Annotated in this window: 19 protein-coding genes and 2 pseudogenes; 10 read left to right on the top strand and 11 right to left on the bottom strand. The window is 62.4% G+C overall.

Annotated features, from left to right (window positions below; all coding sequences use genetic code 11):
- Positions 1-36: 36 nt before the first annotated feature.
- Positions 37-1,572 (bottom strand): histidine ammonia-lyase, encoded by a 1,536-nt coding sequence (hutH, locus tag AC0L2R_RS00105; protein WP_473507301.1) that lies wholly within the window; start codon positions 1,570-1,572, stop codon positions 37-39.
- A complete protein-coding gene (gene hutI, locus AC0L2R_RS00100; protein ID WP_473507300.1) occupies positions 1,569-2,804 on the bottom strand; it encodes an imidazolonepropionase in 1,236 nt (411 codons plus the stop codon). The genes hutH and hutI overlap by 4 nt, the downstream gene beginning before the upstream one ends.
- A 100-nt stretch (positions 2,805-2,904) precedes the next feature.
- Between hutI and AC0L2R_RS00095 the strand changes: the two genes are divergently transcribed.
- Together AC0L2R_RS00095 and hutC are read left to right on the top strand one after the other, a co-directional pair.
- Positions 2,905-4,257, top strand: a complete 1,353-nt coding sequence (locus AC0L2R_RS00095; RefSeq protein ID WP_473507299.1) for a formimidoylglutamate deiminase — start codon at positions 2,905-2,907, stop codon at positions 4,255-4,257.
- Positions 4,254-5,015, top strand: a complete 762-nt coding sequence (gene hutC, locus AC0L2R_RS00090; RefSeq protein ID WP_473507298.1) for a histidine utilization repressor — start codon at positions 4,254-4,256, stop codon at positions 5,013-5,015. Before AC0L2R_RS00095 ends, hutC begins: the two co-directional genes overlap by 4 nt.
- A gap of 167 nt (positions 5,016-5,182) precedes the next feature.
- Here the strand turns inward: hutC and AC0L2R_RS00085 are convergent, their stop codons facing one another.
- Complete coding sequence (locus AC0L2R_RS00085; RefSeq protein WP_027153903.1) at positions 5,183-5,527, bottom strand: RidA family protein; 345 nt, start codon at positions 5,525-5,527, stop codon at positions 5,183-5,185.
- A 223-nt stretch (positions 5,528-5,750) separates the two neighbouring features.
- Here AC0L2R_RS00085 and aztA point away from each other — a divergent pair, with 223 nt between their 5' ends.
- From aztA to AC0L2R_RS00065, 4 genes are all read left to right on the top strand, one after another.
- Positions 5,751-6,563 carry a zinc ABC transporter ATP-binding protein AztA gene (gene aztA, locus AC0L2R_RS00080; RefSeq protein WP_473507297.1) on the top strand — a complete coding sequence of 271 codons (813 nt, stop codon included), beginning with the start codon at positions 5,751-5,753 and terminating at the stop codon, positions 6,561-6,563.
- On the top strand, positions 6,563-7,438 hold the full coding sequence (gene aztB / locus AC0L2R_RS00075; protein ID WP_473507724.1) for a zinc ABC transporter permease AztB: 876 nt from the start codon (positions 6,563-6,565) through the stop codon (positions 7,436-7,438). Before aztA ends, aztB begins: the two co-directional genes overlap by 1 nt.
- 19 nt (positions 7,439-7,457) lie before the next feature.
- Positions 7,458-8,378: a zinc ABC transporter substrate-binding protein AztC gene (gene aztC, locus AC0L2R_RS00070; protein WP_473507296.1), complete on the top strand. Its 921-nt coding sequence runs from the start codon at positions 7,458-7,460 to the stop codon at positions 8,376-8,378.
- A 146-nt stretch (positions 8,379-8,524) separates the two neighbouring features.
- On the top strand, positions 8,525-8,863 hold the full coding sequence (locus AC0L2R_RS00065) for a protein tyrosine phosphatase family protein (protein ID WP_473507295.1): 339 nt from the start codon (positions 8,525-8,527) through the stop codon (positions 8,861-8,863).
- Here AC0L2R_RS00065 and AC0L2R_RS00060 read toward each other — a convergent pair.
- A complete protein-coding gene (locus AC0L2R_RS00060) occupies positions 8,860-9,327 on the bottom strand; it encodes an Lrp/AsnC family transcriptional regulator (RefSeq protein ID WP_027153898.1) in 468 nt (155 codons plus the stop codon). The two genes, AC0L2R_RS00065 and AC0L2R_RS00060, sit on opposite strands and share 4 nt — an antisense overlap.
- A gap of 140 nt (positions 9,328-9,467) precedes the next feature.
- Here AC0L2R_RS00060 and hppD point away from each other — a divergent pair, with 140 nt between their 5' ends.
- The 3 genes from hppD (at position 9,468) to AC0L2R_RS00045 (ending at position 11,247) form a co-directional block, all read left to right on the top strand.
- Positions 9,468-10,580 carry a 4-hydroxyphenylpyruvate dioxygenase gene (hppD, locus tag AC0L2R_RS00055; protein WP_473507294.1) on the top strand — a complete coding sequence of 371 codons (1,113 nt, stop codon included), beginning with the start codon at positions 9,468-9,470 and terminating at the stop codon, positions 10,578-10,580.
- Between the two features lie 68 nt (positions 10,581-10,648).
- Positions 10,649-10,876: a type II toxin-antitoxin system Phd/YefM family antitoxin gene (locus AC0L2R_RS00050; RefSeq protein WP_091600557.1), complete on the top strand. Its 228-nt coding sequence runs from the start codon at positions 10,649-10,651 to the stop codon at positions 10,874-10,876.
- The gene (locus AC0L2R_RS00045) at positions 10,873-11,247 is read left to right on the top strand and encodes a type II toxin-antitoxin system VapC family toxin (protein ID WP_473507293.1); all 375 of its coding nucleotides are present in this window, start codon (positions 10,873-10,875) and stop codon (positions 11,245-11,247) included. The genes AC0L2R_RS00050 and AC0L2R_RS00045 overlap by 4 nt, the downstream gene beginning before the upstream one ends.
- 27 nt (positions 11,248-11,274) lie before the next feature.
- Here AC0L2R_RS00045 and AC0L2R_RS00040 read toward each other — a convergent pair.
- From AC0L2R_RS00040 to hmgA, 7 genes and pseudogenes are all read right to left on the bottom strand, one after another.
- Positions 11,275-11,440: pseudogene (locus AC0L2R_RS00040) on the bottom strand (DinB family protein); the annotation flags it as partial.
- Positions 11,441-11,689: a BrnA antitoxin family protein gene (locus tag AC0L2R_RS00035; protein ID WP_473507292.1), complete on the bottom strand. Its 249-nt coding sequence runs from the start codon at positions 11,687-11,689 to the stop codon at positions 11,441-11,443.
- Between the two features lie 60 nt (positions 11,690-11,749).
- Positions 11,750-11,848: pseudogene (locus tag AC0L2R_RS00030) on the bottom strand (BrnT family toxin); the annotation flags it as partial.
- 389 nt (positions 11,849-12,237) lie between these two features.
- The gene (locus AC0L2R_RS00025) at positions 12,238-12,483 is read right to left on the bottom strand and encodes a hypothetical protein (protein ID WP_473507291.1); all 246 of its coding nucleotides are present in this window, start codon (positions 12,481-12,483) and stop codon (positions 12,238-12,240) included.
- Positions 12,484-12,527: 44 nt separating this feature from the next.
- On the bottom strand, positions 12,528-13,541 hold the full coding sequence (locus tag AC0L2R_RS00020; protein ID WP_473507290.1) for a fumarylacetoacetate hydrolase family protein: 1,014 nt from the start codon (positions 13,539-13,541) through the stop codon (positions 12,528-12,530).
- 70 nt (positions 13,542-13,611) lie between these two features.
- Positions 13,612-14,502, bottom strand: a complete 891-nt coding sequence (locus AC0L2R_RS00015) for an MBL fold metallo-hydrolase (protein WP_473507723.1) — start codon at positions 14,500-14,502, stop codon at positions 13,612-13,614.
- An 11-nt stretch (positions 14,503-14,513) separates the two neighbouring features.
- Positions 14,514-15,827 carry a homogentisate 1,2-dioxygenase gene (gene hmgA, locus AC0L2R_RS00010; protein ID WP_473507289.1) on the bottom strand — a complete coding sequence of 438 codons (1,314 nt, stop codon included), beginning with the start codon at positions 15,825-15,827 and terminating at the stop codon, positions 14,514-14,516.
- Positions 15,828-15,906: 79 nt separating this feature from the next.
- Between hmgA and AC0L2R_RS00005 the strand changes: the two genes are divergently transcribed.
- A complete protein-coding gene (locus tag AC0L2R_RS00005) occupies positions 15,907-16,362 on the top strand; it encodes a MarR family winged helix-turn-helix transcriptional regulator (protein ID WP_473507288.1) in 456 nt (151 codons plus the stop codon).
- Positions 16,363-16,500 lie beyond the last annotated feature (138 nt).

Here is a 16,500-nt window from a genome sequence, read left to right as displayed (position 1 = left end):
CTGGCGGTTTGCGGCGACCTATAGAGGCGCACATCCTCACGACGCGATTCCCGGCAGCGCCACCGCGCCCGCTGCCTTCACGACAGCGCCGCTGCGCACCATGGCGATGGCCTTTTCCATGTCGGGGTGGAAATGCCGGTCATTGTCGAGATGCGGCACTTCGGCCCTGACCAGTCTGCGCACCGCTTCGAGCGGCGCACTCGATGCCAGCGGCGCATGGAAATCGCAGCCCTGCGTGGCGGCCAGCAATTCGATGCCGATGACGGCCGTCGCATTCTCGATCATGCCGATCAGCCGGCGCGCGCCATGTGCCGCCATCGAGACGTGGTCTTCCTGATTGGCGGAGGTCGGGATCGAATCGACACTGGCCGGATAGGCCTTTTGCTTGTTTTCCGAGACGAGTGCCGCCGCCGTCACTTGCGGGATCATGAAGCCGGAATTCAAGCCTGGCTTCGGGGTCAGGAAGGCCGGCATGCCCGACAGCGCCGGATCGACCAGCATGGCGATGCGCCGTTCCGACAGCGAGCCGATCTCGCAGACGGCGAGCGCGATCATGTCGGCGGCGAAGGCGACTGGCTCGGCGTGGAAATTGCCACCGGAAAGTGCTGTGTCGTCCTCGGCGAAGATCAGCGGATTGTCGGTGACGCCGTTGGCCTCGGTGCCTAGCGTGCCGGCGGCCTGGCGCAGCACGCTGAGCGCTGCACCCATCACCTGCGGCTGGCAGCGCAAGCAGTACGGGTCCTGCACGCGTTCGTCTCCGACCCGGTGCGATTCACGGATGGCACTGCCGGCCATCAGGTTGCGCAGCGCCTCTGCCGTCTCGATCTGGCCAGGATGCCTCCTGAGCAGGTGGATGCGCGGATCGAAGGGGGCGTCGGAACCCTTGGCGGCATCGGTCGAGAGCGCACCGGCGACCAGCGCCGACTGGTAGAGCACTTCGGCGTCGAACAAGGCGGCCAACGCATAGGCGGACGAAAACTGTGTGCCGTTGAGCAGCGCCAACCCTTCCTTGGCGCCAAGCGTGACCGGCTCCAGCCCGTGCGAGACAAAGGCGACCTTGGCCGGGAACCGGCCATGCGGGGTAAAACATTCGCCGACGCCGATCATCACCGCCGTCATGTGCGACAGTGGCGCAAGGTCGCCGGATGCGCCGACCGAGCCTTGCGCCGGCACCACCGGAATGACGTCGTTGGCGAGCATCGCTTCGAGCAGCTCAATGGTCTGCGGTCGCACGCCGGAGGCGCCCTGCGCCAAGCTGGCCAGCTTCAGTGCCATCATCAGCCGGCAAACAGCGACCGGCATCGGTTCGCCGACACCGGCGGCATGCGACAGCACGATGTTGCGTTGCAGCGTCTCGAGATCGGCGGCGGGGATACGGACGCTGGCCAATTTGCCGAAACCGGTGTTGATGCCATAGACCGGCTCACCCTTGGCGACGATGCGGGCAACGGCCTCGGCGCTGGCCTTGATCTTTGGCCAGCAGGCCGCGTCCAGCTTCGGCATCGCGCCACGATAGATTTCGCGCCAGTCGGCCAGCGTCGTGTTGCCCGGCTTGAGTTTGAATTCACTCATTGTCCCCTCCAGATGCGGGCATGCAGCGGGTTGAAGCCCATGCGGTAGACGAGCTCGGCCGGGCGCTCGATGTCCCAGATCGCCAGGTCGGCCGATTTCCCAGCCTCCAGCGTGCCGGTTCGTCCGAGCAGTCCGAGCGCGCGGGCGGCCTCGCGGGTGACACCGGCAAGGCATTCGTCAACAGTCAGACCAAACAAAGTCGCCGCCATGTTCATGGTCAGCAGCAGCGAGGTCAGCGGCGAGGTGCCGGGATTGCAGTCGGTGGCGACCGCCATTTTGACGCCGTGCTGGCGAAACAGGCCGATCGGCGGCTTCTTGGTCTCACGGATGAAATAGTAGGCGCCGGGCAGGATCGTCGCCACGGTCCCGGCCCTCGCCATCGCCGCCGCACCCGCCTCGTCAGTGTATTCGAGATGGTCGGCCGACAGGGCGCCATAGCGCGCCGCAAGTTCTGCGCCGTGCAGGTTGGACAATTGGTCAGCGTGGAGTTTTACCGGCAGGCCTGCTGCTTTCGCCGCGTCGAACACGCGAGCAATCTGCTCGGGCGAAAAGGCGATACCTTCGCAAAAACCATCGACCGCGTCGGCCAGGCCCTCGGCGGTGACGGCCGGCAAAATCTCGTTTGCGACCAGATCGATAAACGCGTCCTTGTCGCCTTTCGCTTCAGGCGGCAGGGCATGCGCGCCGAGGAAGCTCGTTGTTACCGTTACTGGACGGTTTTCGCCCAGGAGCCGCGCGGCGCGCAGCGATTTCTTCTCGTTTTCGAGATCGAGCCCGTAGCCCGACTTGACCTCTATGGTGGTGAGGCCTTCAGCGATCAGCGCGTCGAGGCGCGGCAGCGACTGCGCAACCAATTCCTGCTGGCTGGCAGCGCGCAGCGCCTTGACCGACGAGACGATGCCGCCGCCGGCCCTGGTGACCTCTTCATAGGTGGCGCCGGCCAGCCGCATCTCGAATTCGTTGGCGCGATTGCCGGCGTGGATCAGATGAGTATGGCAGTCGATCAGGCCGGGTGTGATCCAGCGGCCTTCGCAATCGTCAATCTCGGCGTTCTGGCTGAACGCTGCCGGCATGTCGGCTTCCTGGCCGGCATAGACGATCAGACCATCGCGCGCGACGATCGCGCCGTCTTCGACGATACCCAGTCCGGCGGCGCTGTCGGCCATGGTCGCCAGTCGCGCATTGCGCCAGAGGCGGATCTCCCCTGCCCGGCTTTTGCTCTCTCCAGCCATCATCTTTTCCGTTTCAATCGGCGGTGGTTATGTATATACATATTGAAACGCACTGCAAGTGGTATCATTGCACGGGACACTGGGAATCGGAGAGAAAAACGTGACGGCGATCTTTGCGGAACAGGCGCTTCTGCCCGACGGCTGGCATTCCAATGCCCGGATCGTCCTCAGTGATGGCCACATCACCACGGTCGAGCCGAACACCGCATCCCAGCCCGGCGACGAACGCCATGCCATTCTGCTGCCAGGCATGCCGAACCTGCACAGCCACGCCTTCCAGCGCGGCATGGCCGGTCTAGCCGAGCTGCGCGGCCCTTCAGCCGACAGTTTCTGGAGCTGGCGCGAGGTGATGTATCGCTTCGCGCTGTCGATGACGCCGGATCAGGTCGAGGCGGTCGCCGCGCAGCTCTATGTCGAGATGCTGGAGGCTGGGTTCTCACGCGTCGGCGAGTTTCACTATCTGCATCACGACCGCGACGGCCAGCCCTACGCCAACGTCGCCGAAATGGCCGACCGCATCACCGCCGCGGCTGCCGACACCGGCATCGGGCTGACGCTGCTGCCGGTCTTCTATGCACATTCCTCTTTCGGCGGCGCAGCGCCGAACGAAGGCCAGCGGCGATTCATCAACGATATGAATCGGTTCTCGCGGCTTGTTGAGAAATGTCACGAAACCGTTCGCACCTTAAATCACGCGGTCGTCGGCATAGCCCCGCACAGTCTGCGCGCCGTGACACCGGAGCAGTTGGAAAACATCGCGACAATGGCACCCGGCGGACCGATCCACATCCACATTGCCGAGCAAGTGAAGGAGGTCGAGGACTGCCTTGCCTGGTCCGGGGCGCGGCCGGTCGAATGGCTGCTCGCCAATGCCAGGGTCGATAGTCGCTGGTGCCTGATCCACGCCACCCACATGACCGAGACCGAGACGGCGGCCATGGCGAAAAGCGGAGCAATCGCCGGCCTCTGCCCGATCACCGAGGCCAATCTCGGCGACGGCACCTTTGCAGCACCTTTGTTCAAACAGCATGGCGGCCGCTTCGGCGTCGGCTCCGACTCCAACGTGCTGATCGGCCTGCCGGACGAATTGCGGCAGCTCGAATATTCGCAGCGCCTCGCCCACCGTGCCCGCAACCTGCTGGCGGTCGCCGGCGGTTCGACCGGGCGCGCACTGTTCGATGCCGCGCTCGACGGCGGCAGCGCAGCGCTCGGCGCAAGTCCCTCGCGGATCGCCGCTGGCGCCCCAGCCGATTTCATCTCGCTCGATGGCAAGCACCCGTCGCTTGCCGGCAAGACGGGCGATGCAGTTCTCGACACCTGGATCTTCGCCAACGGTTCCAAGGTCGATTGTGTCTGGGTGCATGGCAAGAAACTGGTCAGCAGTGGCAGGCACGCAAGGCGCGATTTTATTGCCGAGCGTTTTCGCAAGGTGATGACGGCGCTTTCGCCATGAGCATGATCCAGACAATGGATGCGAACGGCGGGGATGCGGACGGCGGCGAGCCCCTCTCGCTGCATCAACGCATCCTGTCCGACATCAGCGAACGAATCCTGTCCGGCGCCTGGGCGCCCGGCCACCGCATCCCGTTCGAGCACGAACTGACGGCCGAGTACAAATGTTCGCGCATGACGGTGAACAAGGCGCTGTCGCAGCTTGCCAAGGCGGGGCTGATAGAGCGCCGCCGCCGCTCTGGCAGCTTTGTCCGGCGGCCGCAGTCGCAAGCCGCGGTGTTGGAAATCCATGACATCAGGATCGAGGTCGAGGCGCTCGGCCTGCCCTATCGCTACGAGCGTGTCGCGCGGCATAAAAGGCGCAGCAGCGCCGAGGATCGCGCCTTGCTGGAACTCGACTCCAACGGGCCGGTGCTGGCGCTGGAATGCCGGCATTTCGCCGGCAAGCGGCCGTTCGCCCACGAACAGCGGCTGATCAACCTGGCCGCTGTGGCCGAGGCTGCCAACGAGGAATTTTTTGCCGTCGCGCCCGGGCCGTGGCTGATCGCCCGCGTGCCATGGAGTGCCGCCGAGCACCGCATCCGCGCCGTCGCCGCCGACAGACACATTGCGACCGCACTCGAAATCGAGTCCGGCGCCCCCTGCCTGGTGGTCGAGCGACGGACATGGAGCGCCGAGCACCCGGTCACCCATGTCCGTTTCACCTATGCGGCCGACAGCCACACGCTGGTCGCGCGGTTCACGCCGTCGCAGGGGTAACCCTCCCCCTCAGGGGGAGGGTCGGCGAGCAGTCGGAGCGCAGCGGAGATTGCGAGACGGGGTGGGGTCGGCGAAGTTGCACCGACCCCACCCCGAGTCACTAAATGCCGCCATGCGGCATTTGCTCCGCGACCCTCCCCTCAAGGGGGAGGGTTAAGAGCCGCATCTCAAATCGCTGCAGTAATAATAATCTCGACCAGATATTCCGGCCCGGCAAGCTTGGCCTCGCCGGTGGCGCGGGCCGGGGTATGGCCCTGTGGCACCCACTTGTCCCATTCCGCGTTCATCTCGGCAAAGGTGCTCATGTCGGCCAGCCAGATGATCGCCTGCAGGATCTTGGTCTTGTCGGTGCCGGCCTTGGCCAGCAATTCGTCGATGGCCGCCAGGATGTCCCTGGTCTGGGTGCCGACGTTTCCGCCTGGTTCGCCGACCTGACCAGCCAGATAGACGGTGTTGCCGTGGATGACGATCTGGCTCATGCGTGGGCCAACATCGATGCGACGAATGCTCATTGGACGTTTCCTTCCTTTGTGGGTCGCGCCTCTTTAGAGTCGCGGTTCGCTGGGGGCAAGGTTGCATGAGCGAATCCTCTTGAGCCAGCAGGCGTGGGGCGAAAATAGGCACACGCAAATTGCTCCGGTCGCCGCAATTCCGCCGGATTGACTTGTTGACTAATGTAATAACATCACATATCCACCGCCGCTGCCGTATTAGTCGTGTCCCACGGATCGTCACATGACCAAAACCTGCCTGACATTCCGCGACCTGACGCTGGGCTACAACAGCCATCCGGCGATCCATCATCTCGATGGCACGATCCGCCGCGGGTCGCTGACTGCCGTCGTCGGCGCCAATGGCTCGGGCAAGTCGACCCTGATGAAGGGTATCGTCGGCGTGTTGAAACCGATGGCCGGCACGGTTGTCCGGGCGCCCGGCGTGCGCGCAGCTTATCTGCCGCAACAGTCGGAACTCGACCGCTCCTTTCCCGCCCGGGTCGTTGATCTGGTTTCGCTCGGCCTGTGGCCACGGCGCGGGCTGCTCGGCCGCTACACCAGGCAAGATCGCGATTCGGTCAGCCAGGCGCTGATGGCCGTCGGTCTCGGCGGCTTCGAGAAGCGCCCGATCGACACGCTGTCGGGTGGCCAGCTGCAGCGCACGCTGTTTGCCCGCGTGCTGCTGCAGGACGCCGATCTCATTCTGCTCGACGAACCGTTCAACGCCGTCGATACCAAGACCGTCGGCGACCTGATCGCACTGATCAAGCGCTGGCATGGCGAGGAACGTACGATCCTGGTTGTCGTCCACGATCTGGAACTGGTGCGCCAGAATTTCCCCGAGACGCTGCTGCTGGCGCGCCAGCCAATCGCCTGGGGCGAAACCAGGGAAACGCTGCGCCCGGAAAACCTGTTGCGCGCGCGCCGCTTCCACGAAGCCTGGGAGGAGAACGCGCCCTGGTGCGAGCCCGACAAGCACGGTGATCACGGTCACGGCCCCGGGCACAACCACGCGCACGACCATCATCACGGCTCCGGGCCGCGGGCAGCATGATGGACACGCTCTACGGTTTTCTCATCGCTCCGTTCGCCGAATTCGCCTTCATGCAGCGGGCGCTTGCCGGTTCGCTGATGCTGTCGCTCGGCGCCTGCCCGGTCGGCGTGTTCCTGATGCTGCGGCGCATGAGCCTTTCCGGCGACGCCATGGCCCACGCCATCCTGCCGGGTGCTGCCGCCGGGTTCCTGTTTTATGGGCTGGAAATCCTGCCGATGACCATCGGCGGGCTGATTGCCGGCATCATCGTCGCGCTCGGCGCCGGCGCCGTCTCGCGCTTCACCATCCAGCGCGAGGACGCTTCGATGGCGGCCTTCTACCTGATTTCGCTGGCGATCGGCGTGCTGATGGTGTCGATCCGCGGCTCCAGCGTCGATCTCATGCACGTGCTGTTCGGCACCGTGCTTGCGCTCAACAATGAAGCGCTGACGCTGATCGGCGGCATCGTGCTGGTCACGCTGGTCAGCCTCGCCATCTTCTGGCGGGCGCTCGTCGCCGAATGTCTCGACCCGCTGTTCCTGCGTTCGGTCAGCCGGCTGGGCAGCCCGGTGCATTTCATCTTCCTCGGCCTCGTCGTGCTCAACCTGGTCGGCGGCTTCCAGGCACTCGGCACGCTGCTATCGGTCGGGCTGATGATGCTGCCTGCGGCTGCCGCCCGCTTCTGGACCATGCGCGTCGAGCCGATGTGCGTGCTGGCGGTGCTGATCGGCTTTGCCTCCTGCGTCGCCGGGCTGCTTTTGTCCTACCACGTGTCGCTGCCTTCCGGCCCGGCCATCATCCTGTCGGCCGGCGTGGTCTATTTTGCCTCGATCCTGTTCGGCACGCGCGGCATCCTGCGCGCCCGCATTATCCATCACCGCCACAGAACCGCCTGATCCCAAAGGAGTGCTGTCCATGCTGAAATCGATCCGCGCCGCCTTGGCAGTGGGCGTCATGACATTGTCAGCCTTTGGCGCGTCGTCGGCCCTCGCGGAGCCGTTGAAAGTGGTCGCCAGCTTCACGATCATTGCCGATTTCGCCAAAAATGTCGGCGGCGACCGGATCAATCTGACCACCACCGTCGGGCCGGATGGCGATGCCCATGTCTACGAGCCGAGCCCGGCTGACGCGGCGGCGATGGCGGGTGCGGATGTGGTGCTGGTCAACGGCCTGCATTTCGAAGGCTTCTTGCAGCGCCTGGTCGACGCCAGCGCCACCAAGGCGACGATCGCCGTTTTGACCAAGGGCGTCACGCTGATCAACTTCAAACCCGAATTCGCCGATGCCGACGCCGCTGAAGGCGAAGATACCGATCCGCATGCCTTCCAGTCGGTCGCCAATGCCAAGATCTATGTGAAGAACATCGCCGACGCCTTCTGCACCGCCGACGCTGGCGGTTGCGACAGCTACAAGGCCAATGCCGCCGCCTATACCGAGAAACTCGACGCGCTTGAGGGCGAAGTGCAGACGGCGATCCAGTCGATCCCGAAGGAGAAACGCGTCGTCATCACCTCGCATGACGCCTTCGGCTATTTCGAGAAGGCCTATGACCTCACCTTCCTTGCGCCCGAAGGGGTCTCGACCGAGTCGGAGCCGTCCGCTGCCGACGTCGCCAAGCTGGTCAGCCAGGTGAAGCAGGACAAGGCGGCGGCGGTCTTCGTCGAGAACATCGCCAACGCGCGGCTGATCGAGCAGATCGCCAGCGAGACCGGGGTCAAGGTGGGCGGTACGCTCTATTCAGACGCGCTGTCGGAGCCCGACGGTCCGGCCTCGACCTATATCGACCTGATGCACAACAACATCGCCCAGATCAAAGGCGCGATCCTCGGAAGCTGACGCCTTCCTAGCCAGCCGGGCCGCGTCGGCTCGGTTGGATTCTCCGTCGAAAATAACTATCTGCGCAGTGGGATTTCATTCTGCGCGGATTGCCGATCTCGTCGGGGAGTCTTAAGACTGCGGCCAAACTAGTTTTGCGAGGAAACATGGAATATCGTCAGATCACCGATGACTATTCGGTCTCCGGCCAGATCCAGCCCGAAGAAGTCGCCGCCATCAAGGCCGCCGGCTTCAAGAGCGTCATCTGCAACCGGCCTGATGACGAGCAGCCCGGCCAGCCTTCGGCGGACACCGTCAAAGCGGCAGTCGAAGCCGCCGGGCTTACCTTTCGCTACATCCCGGTCATCAGCGGCCAGATCACCGCCCAAAATGTCGAGGACCAGGCTCAGGCGCTCGATGAGGTCGAAGGCCCGGTGTTCGCCTATTGCCGTTCCGGCGCACGCTGCACCAACCTTTTTGGGCTGATCCAGCAGTCGAAGGGCTAAATCGGCAGCGCGCCGGTTTCCTTCAGCGTTTCCAGCACGATCGCCGTCTTCACATGCTGCACGGATTCGTGCGGCAGGAGCACGCCGTTGACGAATTCCGAGAGCGATTTCAGGTCGGGCGTCACCACTTTCAGGATGTAATCCATCTCGCCGGTCAGCGCGTGCGCCTCCTGCACTTCCGGCAGCCGCGCCACCAACTCGCCGAAGCGCCGCGCATTGTCGCGGTTGTGGGTGGCGAGCGTCACAGAGATGACGTTGACCAGTGAGAAGCCGAGCTTGTCGCGGTCGAGCACCGCGCGATAGCCCCTGATATAGCCGTCCTCCTCCAGCCTCTGGCGGCGGCGCGAACATTGCGACGCCGACAGGTTCACCCGTTCCGACAAATCGTTGTTGGTCAGCCGTGCGTCGCCCTGCAAGAGAGCCATTATCTTGCGGTCAAACTGGTCTATGCGCGCCTCATCCATGATTTTTTCATCCACCATGCACAGTTCCCGCATGATCTATTCGTTTAAAGCGTTTGAATGCAAGCACCATGCGCCTGCTCCGCGCTATATTAGCGTCACAATGGCCCTTTGCGGCCAAGCAGCTTTAGGAGGACAACACCATGGGTCCCTTCCCGCACGATGCACCGCCCGCAACGATCAGCAAGGCCAATCCCGCCGGCACCGACGGCTTCGAATTCGTCGAGTTCGCGCATCCCGAACCGGAAAAGCTCGCCGAGCTTTTTACCCGCATGGGCTATGTCCCGGTAGCCAAGCACCGCACCAAGAACATCACCGTCTGGCGGCAGGGCGACATCAACTATGTTGTCAATGCCGAACCCGGCTCGCATGCGATGAAATTCGTCGACAAGCACGGCCCCTGCGCGTCCTCGATGGCCTGGCGGGTGGTCGATGCCAAGCACGCATTCGACCATGCTGTCGCCAAGGGCGCCACACCCTATGAAGGCGTCGACAAGGCGCTCAATGTGCCGGCGATATCAGGCATTGGCGGCTCGCTGCTTTATTTCATCGAGGTCTACGGCGACAAAGGCTCGGCCTACGAAGCCGAATTCGACTGGCTGGGCGAGCCCGACCCGAAGCCGGAAGGCGTCGGCTTCTATTATCTCGACCACCTCACCCACAATGTCTATCGCGGCAATATGGACAAATGGTGGGATTTCTATCGTGACCTGTTCGGCTTCAAACAGATCCATTTCTTCGACATCGACGGCAAGATCACCGGCCTGGTCAGCCGCGCGATCACCTCGCCCTGCGGCAAGATCCGCATCCCGCTCAACGAGTCCAAGGACGAGACCAGCCAGATCGCCGAATATCTGAAGAAGTACAATGGCGAAGGCATCCAGCACATCGCCGTCGGCACGGACGAGATCTACGGCGCCACCGACAGGCTGGTAGCCAACGGGCTGAAGTTCATGCCTGGCCCGCCGGAAACCTATTACGAGATGTCTCATGCCCGCGTGCACGGCCATGATGAGCCGATCGAGAGGATGAAAAAGCACGGCATCCTGATCGACGGCGAAGGCGTGGTTGACGGCGGCACAACCAAGATCCTGCTGCAGATCTTCTCGAAAACCGTAATCGGCCCGATCTTCTTCGAATTCATCCAGAGGAAGGGCGACGAAGGTTTTGGCGAGGGCAATTTCCGTGCGCTGTTCGAATCGATCGAGCAGGACCAGATCAAGCGCGGGGTGCTGAAGGTGCAGGCGGCGGAGTGAGGTGCGCCTTCAAATTCCTTGCGGTTCGATCAATTATGACCTAAATTCTGGTCATAAGAGGTCTGATCATGAATGTTCCGATGGCAAAAGCGAAGGCCCAACTCTCCGAGTTGGTGAAACGTGCGCAGGCCGGTGAAGAGATCCATCTGACGCGGCATGGCGAGGTTGTGGCAACCTTGAGCGCTCCCGCCCGGGCTGGCGGGAGCAAGGGCCTTTTTGGAGCCCTGAAAGGCCAAATTCGGATATCGGATGATTTTGATGAACTCGGTCCCGAATGGGACGAGTACATTAAATGAGCCACCAATATCTGGTGGATACTCATATTCTGCTTTGGGTACTGAACGCAGACTCGCGCCTTTCGGACCACCATCGCGACATCTTTCTTGCGGGCGAGGATGTGGTCGTCAGCGCCGTTTCGATAGCAGAGATCGCCATCAAGAAATCGCTCGGCAAAGTCACGCTCACAGGCAACATCGTGGAAATCTTGCGATCGAACGCCATTCCGATCCTCAGTGTGAATGAACTACACGCGGCGAGGCTTGAGCATTTGCCGCTCCGTCACCGCGATCCTTTCGACCGTCTGCTCATCGCACAGGCTCAAATTGAAGGCCTGACGTTGGTCACTGCGGATCGGCATTTTTCAGCCTATGACGTTGCGTTGGTCTGATCACAGATTCAGCCGCTCGACCTCCGCCTACCTCAACTTCAAATCATAGTTGAGCAAAAACTCATCGAGTTGCGGCGGCTTTACCGAGGTGCCGACAGCATCGCATGCACCCGGCCGCGATGATGGTGCCGTGGATGAAGAGGTGGGCGAGCAGATCGCTGATGCGCTCCGGTATTTTTCCGTCCGCCGAACGTTACTTGGTGAGACCGGCGGCCATGCGCAGAATGTCGTTGATGCGGCTCTGCCAGCCGGGTCCGCCGGCACGAAAGCGTGCGACCACGTCACTATCGAGCCGAAGCGTCACCTGCTTCTTCGGATGGTCCGCCGGCCGGCCGCGCGACCGGCGAATGTTTTCGGCGAGGTCCGGAAAAACTTCAGCGAATGGCCGAGCGTTTTTGAAATCGTCCTCGGTCCATTCGGGGTTATCGAAACGGCGTCCCAATCTTCTTTGGTAAAACCTTTGCCTGGCTGAAATTCGCTGTCAGGCTTCGTAATATTCAGCTTAGGTTTTGCCATCGAACAATCTCCTTTCCGCCTGGTTGGCCGGTCGCATCGAAATTACCGAGATGCCCTCGGCGCCCAGCCGGGCAAAAACCACAGCTGAGCCGGTCGTTCGACCAGAGATTGTTGCGAGCCATGCGGCGCAGATGGTCGAGCAGGTCCACGTCACACACCAGTCCAGGCAATCAATTTCACAGCGATACCGATAGCCCCTATGGCTAGCAGACGAGCGATCATACCACGGCGTAGCGCTTGCGTTTCAACATCGCTCGCAACGTCCCGATTTATAGCGACGTTAACAAGCTTCGGCATACGCGCCACGCTACTGAAGTTACGCAGTCTTTCAGATCGATCCTCGATCTGACGGCAGAGCCGGATCGCCGAAATCAAAACCCAGGCAGTAGCGATGCTACAAATTCCCACGAACCAAAGGTAAGCAGCGGTGTAAGGCATCCTGGGTCCCACCGCGTTTGGAACGATTAAGCTAGATCACTCCGCTGACTGGACCAAGGACACGCCCGCCCAGAGAAGTGCGAATCCGGCGAGAACGATCAGCAGCAGCCGATTCATGCGCCGGCGCATGGCTTGCGTCTCCTCGTCCCGCGCGACGTTCGTGTTGGTCACCGTGTGGAAAATCATCGCGTTGCGCGGAAAGCCGCTGCGGTTGGTAAGCCCGGGCGAGCGCGCCTCGATGCGATAGCTCAGCCGGATCGCCTGGATGAAGATCGCCAGCATGAGAAGAGCCCAGACACCGCAAAGAAGATAGACAGTCTCGCCTGTCATTCTCCGTATTTCTCGACCTTCTGCTCGATCGCACCAAAAATCGAATGTCCGATCCTGTCCTTCATCTCGATGCGCACAATGTCGCCAAGGCCCAGGAACGGGGTTGTCGGTTCGCCGGCCTCGATGGTTTCGATCATGCGCAACTCGGCTATGCAGGAATAGCCGGCGCCGCCCGCCGAGACAGGCTTGCCAGGCCCGCCGTCGAGCTTGTTGGAGACCGTGCCCGAACCGATGATGGTGCCGGCGGCCAGCGGCCGGGTTTTCGCGGCATGCACAATCAGCGCCGGAAAATCGAAGGTCATGTCCACGCCGGCGTTGGCGCGGCCGAACGGCTTGCCGTTGAGATCGACCAGCAGCGGCAGGTTGACCTTGCCGCCATCCCAGGCCTCGCCAAGTTCGTCCGGCGTCACCGCGACGGGCGAAAACGCCGAGGACGGCTTTGATTGGAAGAAGCCGAAGCCCTTGGCAAGCTCTGGCGCGGTGAGGGAGCGCAGCGTGACGTCATTGACCAGCATGACCAGCCGGATCGCGGCTCTTGCCGCATCGAGGCTTGCGCCTATCGGCACATCGTCGACGACGACAGCGACTTCCCCTTCCATGTCGACGCCAAGAGCCTCGTCGACCGTGCGGATCGGATCACGCGGCGCGATGAAACTGTCCGAACCACCCTGGTAGATCAGCGGATCGGTCCAGAAGCTTGCCGGCATCTCGGCGCCGCGCGCCTTCCGCACCAGTTCGACATGATTCACATAGGCAGAGCCATCGGCCCACTGGTAGGCGCGCGGCAACGGCGAATGGGCATCATGCTCGTGAAAGCGCGCTGACGGCACCGCATTGTTCTCCAGCGATTCCGCTATTGTCGCCAGATGCGGCGCGATCCGGTTCCAGTCGTCGAGCGCCGACTGCAGCGTCGGCACCAGAAACGAGGCATCGGTGAACCGCGTCAGGTCGCGCGAGACGACGACCAGCTTTCCGTCGCGCGTCCCGTCCTTCAATGTGGCAAGCTTCATGCGGTTTCCTCTCCTGATGCGGCTTTGGTGCCGCTTTGAATTTTGTATGATCTCTTCCGAAAACCGGTTCTCACTTTTCGCTAACGCGGTCCTTCGGTTCGGGATCATGCTCCAGTCCCACAACAAGGCCGTCGTGGGCAATCGTCAAGTCTCCGGCCCATGTTTTCCTGACGGCGGCGATCCAGTCGGCCTCGCCGATCTCGGGATCATCGGCCGGGATGAGGTGGTTGAGCACCAGTCTTTTGGCTCCTGCGTCACTGGCGATGCGCCCCGCCTCCTCAGCAAAACTATGGCTGGCGAGCAGATGCTCCCTCAGCCGCGCGCCATTGCCGGTTTTCGCGACGAGCCGCTCGATGCCGTCTTCCAGCATGGCTTCATGGACGAGAATGTCGGCGCCTTTGGCGAAATCCGCCAATGGCGGAAAGAACGCCGTATCGGCGGAAAACACCACGCTCTGTCCGGCATGCTCGAAGCGCAGCGCAAAGCAGTCGTTCACCGGCGGATGGTCGACGCGTAGCGCCAAAACCTTCAGGCCGCGCTCCTCCATCACCCGGCCTTCGCCGAACTCGATGATCGAAACCAAATCTGCGATATCAGGCCGGCCTTCGTCGACTATGCGTATCTCGATGTCGAATTCCATCGCCTGGCAAAAGCGCTGCCAGTAATGGCCGGTGCCGTGCGGGCCGAACACGGTGACCGGTGTCGCCAGACCCGCCGTCCAGGCGGTGTGGATCAGCGGACCGAGTTCCAGCACATGGTCGGAATGCAGGTGCGTGATGAAGACCAGGTCGAGCGCCTTCAGGCTGATGCCGGTCTCGGCCAGCCCGCGCGTCACGCCAAGCCCGCAATCCACGACGATGATACGCCCGCCGAATTTCAGCAGCGACGAACTCGGCCACGGCCCGCCCGGCCGGAGCGCCGGGCCGCCCTTCGAGCCCAGCAGCACCAGCCGATCCCGCATTGGATCAGCGCTCAAGACCAGTCGCCCTCGGGCGTGCCGTTGAAGCGCTTCTTCAGATCGGCCCAGCAGTCGATGTAATTGTCCTGCCGGGTTTCAACCTCGGCGGCGTAGCGGGTCAGCATCTGTGGGAATCGCGTCTCGAACATGAAGGCCATGGTGTTGTCGAGCTTGACGGGTTTCAGATCCGCGTGGAAGGCTTTTTCAAAACCTGTTGCGTCAGGCCCGTGGGCCAGCATCAGATTGTGCAGGCTGATGCCACCGGGAACGAAACCCTCTTCCTTGGCGTCGTACTGGCCGTGGATCAGGCCCATGAACTCGCTCATGATGTTGCGGTGATACCAGGGCGGGCGAAACGTGTTTTCGGCCACCAGCCAGCGCGGCGGGAAGATGACGAAGTCGATGTTGGCGGTGCCCTCTTCGCCGCTCGGCGCGGTCAGCACCGTGAAGATCGACGGATCGGGATGGTCGAACAGGATCGCGCCGACCGGTGAAAACGTTGCAAGATCATATTTGTAGGGCGAGTAGTTGCCGTGCCACGCCACCACATCCAGCGGCGAATGATCGAGTTCGGTGACGTGAAACTGCCCGCACCATTTCACGATCAGCCGGCACGGCGTCTCCTTGTCCTCGAACCAGGCGCAAGGCGTCTTGAAATCGCGCGGATTGGCCAGGCAATTGGCGCCGATCGGGCCACGATCCGGCAGCGTCAGCTTGGCGCCGTAGTTCTCGCAGACATAGCCGCGCACTGTTTCATCGACCAGTTCGACCTTGAACACGAGGCCGCGCGGCAGCACGGCGATCTCGCCCGGTCGCAATTCGATGACGCCCATCTCGGTGACGAAGCGCAGCGCCCCCACTTGCGGCACGATAAGCAACTCGCCGTCGGCGTTGAAGAAATGGTCGTCGGCCATCGAGCGGTTGGCGACATAGACATGCGCCGCCATGCCGGTCTGGCCAAGCACGTCGCCGGCGGTGGTGATCGAGCGCATGCCGGCAATGAAGTCGGTCGGTTCCTTCGGCATCGGCACTGGGCTCCAGCGGTACTGGCCAAGCGCAAGTTCGTGATCGCCGACATTCGGCGCGCTTTTCCACAGCGGATAATTCGCCACCTTGAAGCGGCCGGTGTGCCTGACGCTCGGCCTGATGCGATAAAGCCAGGAACGCTCGTTGGTGCCACGCGGCGCGGTGAAGGGCGAGCCCGAAAGCTGCTCGGCATAAAGGCCGTAGGCCGGCCGCTGCGGCGAATTCCGCCCTTGCGGCAGCGAACCGGGCAAAGTCTCGGTTTCGAAGTCGTTGCCGAACCCCGGCATGTAGGAAAAGGCCATGGCATCCTCCCTGGATTGACCAAATTGGTTTCGTTTGTAACCATTGAAAATGTAACTATCAATCGTGATGGAGCAGACCATGGAGGCTGACACCCTCGAACTTGAAAGCTTCCTGCCCTACCGGCTCTATCGCCTTGCCGATGCTGTCAGCCGCGAATTTTCCAGGGTTTACAAGGACCGCCACGGCCTGACGCGGCCCGAATGGCGCACGCTGGCCGGTCTCGGCCAGCACGGCACGATGACGGCAACAGCGCTCGGCGAACAGTCGGCCATGCACAAGACCAAGGTTTCGCGCGCCGTCGCCGAGCTCGAACGACGCCGCTGGCTGACGCGAAAACCTGATGAAAAAGACCGCCGTGTCGAGCATCTGACGCTGACCAACGCGGGCGTTGCCGCCTATCGCGAGATGGTGCCGTTGGCAAAAGCGTTCGAGCGGGACTTGCTGGGAAGGCTGACCGCGAGCGAGCGAGCGGCGCTCACGGAAGGGATGGCGGCACTTAAGAGGGCATTGGATAGATCAACGACGCAGCTATGAAACTGCTAAGCAGCGATCCTTCCCACCCCTCCAAAGTTTCCGGAACGGCACCCGGCCACACTCACCAGTCCATCACCACCTTGCCGGAATTGCCGCTCTTCATCGCATCGAACCCGGTCTGGAAGTCGTCAATCCCGA

The organism is Mesorhizobium sp. WSM4820 (genome assembly GCF_055811075.1).
Note: the sequence above shows the minus strand (reverse complement) of the source record. Positions and strands in the feature narration are given on the sequence as shown.